This window comes from Streptomyces calidiresistens (assembly GCF_014141525.1).
GTDB classification, from domain to species: Bacteria; Actinomycetota; Actinomycetes; order Streptomycetales; family Streptomycetaceae; genus Streptomyces; species Streptomyces calidiresistens.
This window is the reverse complement of the sequence record NZ_VKHS01000778.1, coordinates 1-2489: the sequence shown is the minus strand read 5'-3', so window position 1 is coordinate 2489 and position 2489 is coordinate 1. Positions and strand designations below refer to the sequence as shown.

1 protein-coding gene is annotated in these 2489 nt (G+C 75.9%); it reads right to left on the bottom strand.

Going from position 1 to position 2489, the window contains the following annotated elements; translation table 11 throughout:
• A partial coding sequence (gene treY / locus FOE67_RS22630; RefSeq protein WP_498370713.1) for a malto-oligosyltrehalose synthase occupies positions 1–2405 on the bottom strand: 2405 nt, incomplete at its 3' end.
• Positions 2406–2489 lie beyond the last annotated feature (84 nt).

Sequence of the window (2489 nt, the reverse complement as noted above, 5' to 3'; positions counted from 1 at the left end):
GTCGAAGCCGGCCGACGCCCCGTCAACAGGTCCTCCCACTCACCCGCGGGCAACGACAGCACCGTCTCCGGGGAGCCGTCGGCCGGCAGCGCTCCGCTCAACCGGGTCACCACGGTGACCGCGCGCGGCGCCTCCCCCGCCGGCCCCCGGCCGAAGGCCAGGACCCGGTCCGCCGCCGGGCCCTCCGCCCGCAGCGGCGTGTACGCGGACCCCGCCCCGAACCACTCCGGGAACCGACGGCGCAACCGCAGCGCCTCCCGGGTCACCCGCAGCTTCCGGGCCGACAGGCTCCCCGGTGTCGGTTCGGCGGGCGGCCGGTAGGGGGCCCGGTTGTCCGGGTCCACCAGGGCCCGGTACTCCACCTCCGTGCCCTGGTAGAGGTCCGGCACTCCCGGCATCGTCAGGTGCAGCAGGGTCGCGGACAGCGCGTTCACCTCGGCCAACTCGGCCACCTGCCGCTCCACACCCGCCGTCGCCGCGTCCGGCTCGGCGCACAGCACCCGGGCGGTGAACTCCTCCAACGCCGCCTCGTACGCCGGGTCGCCGTCCGTCCAGTCGGTGCGCAGCTTCGCCTCCCGGGCCCCCTTCAGCAACGCGGCCGTCAGTCGCTCCCGGTGCCGGCGCCTCTCCTCCCCGTCGGCCCCCGGCTCGGGGGAGCCGAAGCCCAGCGCGGTCTGGCGCGCGATCCACTCGGTGTGCCGGTCCGGTGCCGGGAGACCCGGCCGCTCCGCCTCCCCCGACCGGTCCTCCAGCAGTTCCACCCACTCCTCGGCGAGCTCGGTCAACGCCCCCAGCCGGGCCCGCACGTCCGCGCTGCGCTTGGCGTCGTGCGTGGACAGCACCGTCCCGGTCAACGGCCACTGTCGGGCGACCCGTTCGCAGAAGGCGTGGAACTCCCCGGGGTCCACCGTCGGCCGGCCCGGGTCGCCGCCCACCTCGCAGGCGGCGAGCACCGGGGTGTACCGGTAGAACGCGGTGTCCTCGGCCGCCTTGGCCCGCAGCGCGGAGGAGAGTTGCGCGAACCGGATCCGTGCCTCGTCCGCGGCCGGGCCGCCGCCGGGACGGCCCAGGGCCAGGTCCCGCACCACCGGCACCGCCGCCCGCTCCCGGACGTCGGTCAGCGTCTCCTCGGCCCGGCGCGCCGCCTCCGTCAACAGGGCCTCGTCGGTCGCCGACGGCGGGCCGTCCGCCGGCACGTACGGCCGGTACACCGGCAGCCCCGCCACGATCTCCACCAGCGCCGCGCGCAGCGCGTCCGTGGAGTGATCGCGCAGCGCCAGCTTCGGGGCGGTGCGGCACACCCGCTCCGCCGCCCGGCACCAGCGGGCCACCTCGGCGGCCAGCTCCCGGGTCACCATCCGGCGGGCGGCGTGCAGCTCCGTCGCCCCCCACTCGCCGCCCGTCTCCGCCGGCACCCCGGTGAACACCCGGTGGGCCTCGGTGAGCGCCGCAGCCCCGGCGGGATCCCGCAGAACCCCGTCCACGTGCCGGAGCGCGTCGTAGCCCGTGGTCCCGGCGACCGGCCAGTCTCCGGGCAGTTCCTCCCGGGCACCGAGGATCTTCTCCACCACCGTCCACGCCCCGCCGGTGTGCCGGGCCAGCCGCCGCAGGTACGCCGGTGGATCGGCCAACCCGTCCGGATGGTCGATCCGCAGTCCCGAGATCACGCCCTCCTCCAGCAGCCGCAGCACCGTGCCGTGCGTGGCGGCGAACACCTCCGGGTCCTCCACCCGCACCGCGATCAGCTCGTTGACGGTGAAGAACCGGCGGTAGTTCAGCTCGCCGGCGGCCAGCCGCCACCAGGCGAGCCGGTAGTGCTGGGCCTCCAACAGCTCCGCCATCGGCAGATCCTCGGTGCCGGGCCGCAGCGGGAAGCACAGCGGGCCGTGCCGCAGCACGGCCTCTCCGCCGTCCCCCTCGGGACGCTCGACGGTGAAGGAGGCCAACTCCCCGCCGATGGGGCCGGGCAGCACCGGCAGCAGCATCCGTCCGCCCCCCGCCTCCCAGTCGATGTCGAAGCAGCGGGCGGCGGGGGAGTCGGGACCGTGCCGCAGCGTCTCCCACAACGGTCGGTTCAGACGGGCGGGCACCGGCACGGCCATGTGGTTGGGCACGATGTCCACCACCAGTCCCAGCCCGTGGGCGGCCGCCGTGGCGGACAGCTCCCGAAGCCCCTCCTCGCCGCCGAGTTCCGCCCGCACCCGGGTGGGGTCCACCACGTCGTAGCCGTGACCGGAGCCGGGCACCGCCTCCAGCACGGGGGACAGGTGGAGGTGGGAGACCCCCAGATCGGCGAGGTACGGCACGACCCGGGCCGCCGCCGCGAAGGTGAAGTCGGGCTGCAGCTGCAACCGGTAGGTCGCGGTGGGCAGGTGGCGTTGCAGGCGGATCCGGTCCGGGTGCACCCCGGCGACATCGGTGAAGCGCTCGCCGACCAGGCGTTCGAGCACGTCGACCGGCAGTCGGCCGGCGTCGCGCTCCGGGTCGTG